General features: G+C 50.0%; 5 protein-coding genes, 6 tRNA genes and 2 riboswitches. Of the genes, 4 read left to right on the forward strand and 7 right to left on the reverse strand.

The window, feature by feature from the left end; genetic code table 11:
* Positions 1-36 precede the first annotated feature (36 nt).
* From B5D20_RS13110 to B5D20_RS13135, 6 genes are all read right to left on the reverse strand, one after another.
* Positions 37-111: transfer RNA gene (locus B5D20_RS13110), tRNA-Gly, on the reverse strand.
* Positions 112-286: 175 nt separating this feature from the next.
* Positions 287-362: transfer RNA gene (locus B5D20_RS13115), tRNA-Lys, on the reverse strand.
* A gap of 10 nt (positions 363-372) precedes the next feature.
* A tRNA-Gln gene (locus B5D20_RS13120) sits at positions 373-447 on the reverse strand.
* Positions 448-454: 7 nt separating this feature from the next.
* Positions 455-533 (reverse strand) — tRNA-Asp (locus tag B5D20_RS13125).
* Between the two features lie 5 nt (positions 534-538).
* Positions 539-614, reverse strand: a tRNA-Val gene (locus tag B5D20_RS13130).
* A 4-nt stretch (positions 615-618) separates the two neighbouring features.
* Positions 619-694, reverse strand: a tRNA-Glu gene (locus B5D20_RS13135).
* A 200-nt stretch (positions 695-894) separates the two neighbouring features.
* Positions 895-986, forward strand: a riboswitch (SAM riboswitch).
* Positions 987-1,067: 81 nt separating this feature from the next.
* On the opposite strand from B5D20_RS13135, the gene B5D20_RS13140 reads away from it, so the two are divergent.
* Together B5D20_RS13140 and B5D20_RS13145 are read left to right on the forward strand one after the other, a co-directional pair.
* Positions 1,068-2,216 (forward strand): trans-sulfuration enzyme family protein, encoded by a 1,149-nt coding sequence (locus B5D20_RS13140; RefSeq protein ID WP_078666657.1) that lies wholly within the window; start codon positions 1,068-1,070, stop codon positions 2,214-2,216.
* A 3-nt stretch (positions 2,217-2,219) separates the two neighbouring features.
* Positions 2,220-3,365 (forward strand): trans-sulfuration enzyme family protein, encoded by a 1,146-nt coding sequence (locus B5D20_RS13145; RefSeq protein ID WP_078666658.1) that lies wholly within the window; start codon positions 2,220-2,222, stop codon positions 3,363-3,365.
* A 69-nt stretch (positions 3,366-3,434) separates the two neighbouring features.
* Here the strand turns inward: B5D20_RS13145 and B5D20_RS13150 are convergent, their stop codons facing one another.
* Positions 3,435-3,644, reverse strand: coding sequence for a hypothetical protein (locus B5D20_RS13150; protein ID WP_078666659.1), 210 nt, complete (start codon positions 3,642-3,644; stop codon positions 3,435-3,437).
* Positions 3,645-3,730: 86 nt separating this feature from the next.
* Positions 3,731-3,821, reverse strand: a riboswitch (cyclic di-GMP riboswitch).
* A 156-nt stretch (positions 3,822-3,977) separates the two neighbouring features.
* Between B5D20_RS13150 and scfA the strand changes: the two genes are divergently transcribed.
* Complete coding sequence (gene scfA / locus B5D20_RS13155; protein WP_078666660.1) at positions 3,978-4,118, forward strand: six-cysteine ranthipeptide SCIFF; 141 nt, start codon at positions 3,978-3,980, stop codon at positions 4,116-4,118.
* Between the two features lie 74 nt (positions 4,119-4,192).
* Positions 4,193-5,542, forward strand: coding sequence for a thioether cross-link-forming SCIFF peptide maturase (gene scfB / locus B5D20_RS13160; RefSeq protein ID WP_476559967.1), 1,350 nt, complete (start codon positions 4,193-4,195; stop codon positions 5,540-5,542).
* Positions 5,543-5,661: the final 119 nt, after the last annotated feature.

Below are 5,661 nucleotides of genomic sequence, written 5' to 3' on the forward strand. Positions count from 1 at the left end.
TTACTCTATCCAGCTGAGCTACGGGCGCATGTTGTATGGAGCGGAAGACGGGATTCGAACCCGCGACCCTCGCCTTGGCAAGGCGATGCTCTACCACTGAGCCACTTCCGCATTTTTCGGCTTTTTATAAGCTTCGTCGGGCTGCGTTGCCGCCTGCCTCGTGGTCCTCGACGTACCTCCAGTACGCCTCCGGTGCCTCGCTTCAGCTTCCTTGTATTGCCTGTTTCTAATCAAGCTCAATGAGCAAGCTGACGATTTCGAACCTCGCACCTCGAACTTCGAATAGTGGTGAGCCATGCTGGACTCGAACCAGCGACACCCTGATTAAAAGTCAGGTGCTCTACCTACTGAGCTAATGGCTCACATTGGAAATGGCTGGGGTGGCTGGATTCGAACCAACGCATGGCGGAGTCAAAGTCCGCTGCCTTACCGCTTGGCTACACCCCAGCGGAGATGGCGGAGCAGACGGGATTCGAACCCGCGACCTCCTGCGTGACAGGCAGGCATCCTAGACCAGGCTAGACCACTGCTCCGCGTATGGTGGGCGATGACAGGATCGAACTGCCGACCCCCTGCTTGTAAGGCAGGTGCTCTCCCAGCTGAGCTAATCGCCCATGATGGTGACCCCTACGGGATTCGAACCCGTGTTACCGCCGTGAAAGGGCGGTGTCTTAGACCACTTGACCAAGGGGCCGTTACCGAACTCGTCAGCGACATTTGATAGTTTATCGCATTCCGGCCCACTCTGCAATGGCAAGTAGATTCGATTTTAATAGTTTATTCCCGACATTCTTATATTTTCTCCGAAATACAATGGAATATTCCTCGGCACAAAAAATTTTGCAGAAACTTTTATTGACAAATCCGATGGGAAAACTTAAAATTAAGAAGACGACCTTATCAAGAGTGGTGGAGGGACTGGCCCGATGAAACCCGGCAACCGGCTGGTAAACCAGCGTCCTGGTGCCAATTCCTGTAGATAAGGCGGTTTTGTGCAAACAAGACCTGCCTTGGGCAGGTTTTTTTCTTATCCAAAAGGATAAAGTAAATGGAGGAGGTAGAAGGAAATGCAGCTGGAAACTATTCTGGCTCAGCTAGGGGTTCGCAAGGATCAGGGGACAGGCAGTATTACCATGCCTATCTATCAAACGGCCACTTTTGCTCATCCTGCCCCAGGGCAATCTACCGGTTTTGACTATTCCCGTTCCGGCAACCCTACCCGGCAGGTGCTGGAAGAAGCTATTGCCGCTTTAGAGGGCGGGTGTAGAGGTTTTGCCTTTAGTTCCGGCATGGCGGCTTTGACAGCAGTCTTTCAAATATTTAAGCCAGGAGATAGAATCCTGGTTTGTGATGATTTATATGGCGGTACCTATCGTCTGTTTGAACAGATCCTGCGTCCTCTCGGACTGGCTTTTACCTATCTGGATTTCAGTAATACCAGCGAGGAGGACTGGGAAAACTATGCAGGTCAGGATGTAAAGGCGGTATTTATTGAAACCCCTACTAATCCGTTGATGAAAATCTATCCATTATCCCGCCTGGCCCAATTCTGCCAGCGGCATCAATTATTATTGCTAGTAGATAATACTTTTATGACTCCCCTGCGCCAGCGTCCCCTATTGCTGGGAGCGGATATCGTTATTCATAGTGCCAGCAAATATCTGGGTGGGCACAATGATTTGATTGCAGGCCTGGTCGCAGTCAAGGACCCTGAGCTGGCGGAACGGGTGTATTTTTATCAGAATGCCTGCGGAGCTATACTGGGACCACAGGATAGCTGGTTGTTGCTGCGCGGCCTGAAGACTCTGGCGGTACGGCTGGAACGGCAGGAGCAAAATGCAGCCGGAATAGCTTCTTATTTAAATAAACACCCGAGGGTAAGAAAAGTCTGGTATCCTGGCCTGTCAGAGTATCCGGGAAGAGAGTGGCATTTTGCTCAGGCCAGCGGGCCAGGAGCTATGGTGTCTTTTGAAGTGGAATCAAAGGAGCTGGCATTAGAGGTCTTAAGCAAAATCAGACTTATTTCGTTTGCGGAAAGCTTAGGCGGAGTAGAATCGCTGTTGACTTATCCTGAAACCCAGACCCATGCGGATATCCCGGAAACGGAGAGAAGGAATAGGGGTATTACTGATTGTTTGTTGCGCTTGTCAGTTGGCCTGGAGCATCTGGAAGATTTGCTGGCAGATCTGGAACAAGCTCTAGGCGGGGAGGTATAGAAAATGGAACGCGATTTAAAGGAAAAAAGTCTTTACGTTCATGCGGGTCCGCGGGGTGATAAATATACAGGTGCCGTAAATGTCCCTGTTTATCTCACCAGTACCTTTGACCAGGAGGAATTGCCTGCTCGCAAACCCTATGAATACAGCCGGGGCCAGAACCCTACCCGGGAAGCTCTGGAACAGGCTATTGCCAGACTGGAAGGGGGTAAATACGGTTTTGCTTTCAGCTCCGGGATGGCGGCTATCTCTACAGCTCTCTGTTTATTCGCGACCGGGGAGCATGTACTGGTGACGGAAGATTGTTATGGTGGTACTTACAGGATTTTGACCAAATTCTTTGCCCGCTATGGGGTGGAATTTGATTTTGTGGATACTACCGATCTGGAACAGGTAAAAAAGGCGATAAAACCCAATACCAGAGGGATTTTTGTGGAATCGCCCAGCAATCCCCTGATGCGGATTACCGACCTGGCGGCTTTGAGCCAGCTGGCCCGGGAAAAGGGGCTGATTACCCTGATTGATAATACCTTTGCTACCCCTTATTTGCAAAAACCCCTGGCGTTAGGCATTGATGTGGTGATCCACAGTGCGACCAAATACATCGGGGGACATAGTGACCTGCTGGCGGGTCTGATTGTGGTCAATGATGAACAGCTGGCCCGGCAAATCAAGCTGGTTCAGATGGCCTTTGGGGCAGTTCTCAGTCCTTTTGACTCCTACCTGACCTTGCGGGGGCTAAAAACCCTGGCTATTCGCATGGAACAGCAGCAAAGCAACGCCCGGGAACTGGCCCTCTGGCTGCGGGATAGAAAAAAGGTGAAAAGGGTGTATTATCCCGGCTTCAGCGACCATCCCGGTGCGGAAATTCACCAGCGCCAGGCCCGGGGACCAGGAGCAGTGATCACCATTGACCTGGGCAGTGAAGAAGAAGCCATTGCCTTTATTAATTCTACCAGCATTCCGGTCATCGGGCCTAGTTTGGGCGGAGTAGAAACCATTATCACCCATCCTTTTTCCATGTCCCATGCCGGTATTCCGGCGGAAATCAAGAACCGGCTGGGAATTACGCCGGGACTGGTGCGAATTTCGGTAGGGATAGAAGAAGTTGAGGATTTGAAACAGAATTTTTCAGCTCTGGACCGATAATTGCAATTATTTTTAGTCACGTGTCTGCCAGAAAAAACTCCCCTGAACTTTCTGTTCAGGGGAGCCTTGTTAGCTCTCAAATAACACATTGGCATTATAACCGGAACCGCCCGTTTGCCGCATCAGGTCTTTGAAAGTCTTGGGCTGAACGGTACGGATGGGAATTTGTTTGCCGCAGACCGAGCAAATAATGCGCCGTTTCCCCGAAATCGGCTCTCTCTTGGTGATGAGTGTGTCCATTGAGACATGAAGAAATCCACATTTGCATTCCAGTTCCATATATTACACCCCCAAATGAAAAAGCCTTTCCAGGAAGCCTCCAATGGAAAGGCGGAGCAGTCTGTGGCTCTCTATCTCTTTCCAGCTTCGGCAACCTGGCAATCATAGCCTCCGGAGCGAGGCCTTAGACCCATGGCTTTGCGCCCCCACCTTTCGATGGGTTTGCCTTTATCGACTGTGTGTAGTATTTCACTTATTAATTTAGCACTAATTGTAACAAGTGTCAACTCTTAATTGGTGAAAAATGACGAAAAAACTCAAATGGCTTGCCAAGGCAGGGTTTAACTGTTAAAATTATTTAGGGAAAATCAATAATGTGAGGAGGATATTCTAATGGCTAAGCATATTAAAACTCTGGCTGTAAAAAATCTGCAAAATACCGTTAAAACCGGGGGTTGTGGCGAATGCCAGACCAGCTGTCAATCAGCTTGCAAAACTTCCTGCACAGTTGGTAACCAGGTTTGTGTAAGATAAAGAAAGGGCCTGACCTCACCTGCGGGGTCGGGTTTTTTACTGTCTAATGCTGTTTAATGAGGTGGTAGACATTGTTGCATAAATTTACCCTCTTTGGCAGTAGGATTGTCTATGATGTGGCTTCCGGCTCCGTCCATGTAGTGGACGAGCTGACCTGGCGGATTCTGGACTACTGGCCGGCTGCAAGTCGGGAGGAGATTGGAGCCAAATTAGGGCAGGAATATAGCCGGGAAGAAATCGAGGAAGCGGTCCGGGAGCTGGAGGAATTAAAAAAGGAGGGTCTATTGCTGGCAGAGGACCAGGCTCCGGCTGCTTTGCATTTGCGCCAGCAATCGGTAGTAAAGGCCCTTTGTCTCCATGTGGCCCATGACTGCAATTTGCGCTGCCGTTATTGTTTTGCCGGCACCGGGCCTTTTGGCGGGGACCGTACTCTGATGAAGGAGGAAACAGGGCGTCAGGCCATTGACTTCTTGCTTAAAGCCAGCGGAAAGCGGCAGCAGGTGGAAATTGACTTCTTTGGCGGGGAGCCGCTGCTGAATTTTCCGGTAGTCAAAAACCTGGTGGCATACGGCAAAGAGGCGGCCGCGGCAGCCGGGAAGAAAATCAAATTTACTTTGACTACCAATGCCCTGCTGCTAACTGAAGAAATTGAACGGTGGTTGAATGAAGAGGAAATGGCAGTGGTTCTAAGCCTGGATGGGCGTCCGGAGGTCCATGATCGCATGCGCCCCCGGCTGGATGGCAGTGGTTCTTACCAGCGTACTGTTGACCATATCCTGCGTTTTGTTAACAGCCGTAACCAGGAAAATTATTATGTGCGGGGAACTTTTACCGGCTTACAACCGGATTTTGCGGCAGATGTCATTTACATGGCTGACCTGGGGATTAAACACCTGTCGGTAGAACCGGTAGTAGGGGCGCCGGAAGAGGATTATGCCCTGAAGGAAGAGCATCTACCACAATTGCTGGCAGAATATGAACGGCTGACAGAGGAGTTTTTGCGGCGCCAGGAAACAGGGCAGCCCTTTACCTTTTTCCATTTCAACCTGGATCTAACGGGTGGCCCTTGTCTGGCCAAGCGGCTATCCGGTTGTGGTGCGGGCCATGAATATCTGGCCTGCGACCCGGAGGGCAACCTCTACCCCTGTCATCAATTTGTCGGCAATAAAGATTTCTGGCTGGGAACAGTAGATACAGGAGTAGAAAAACCGGAGCTGGTCCAGCGTTTTCAGGAGGCCCATGTATTCAACAAGCAGAAATGTCAGAATTGCTGGGCCCGCTATTTATGCAGCGGTGGTTGCCATGCCAGCAACTACCACAGCCATGGCCATTTGCTGGAACCATATGAAATGGGATGTGCCCTGGAAAAGAAGAGACTGGAGTGTGCTATTTATATTCAGCTAAAAACTGCAGGGCTTGTTTAAATTAAAGAAAATTTTAAAGAAAAGGTGTCAATAACTTGTGAAAATGTCACCCCAAAATAGGGTTAATTATCGTCACAAAATGTCACACCCTGCTAAGAACCTAACCGGGCTTTGGCAAT

The sequence above is a fragment of the Carboxydocella sporoproducens DSM 16521 genome (genome assembly GCF_900167165.1).
Classification (GTDB): Bacteria; Bacillota.

Excerpts from the sequence above, each read along its gene's own strand:
- B5D20_RS13150 (WP_078666659.1), bottom strand. The coding sequence starts at position 3,644 with ATGGAACTGGAATGCAAATGTGGATTTCTTCATGTCTCAATGGACACA.
- scfA (WP_078666660.1), top strand. The coding sequence starts at position 3,978 with ATGGCTAAGCATATTAAAACTCTGGCTGTAAAAAATCTGCAAAATACC.
- B5D20_RS13140 (WP_078666657.1), top strand. The coding sequence starts at position 1,068 with ATGCAGCTGGAAACTATTCTGGCTCAGCTAGGGGTTCGCAAGGATCAG.
- B5D20_RS13145 (WP_078666658.1), top strand. The coding sequence starts at position 2,220 with ATGGAACGCGATTTAAAGGAAAAAAGTCTTTACGTTCATGCGGGTCCG.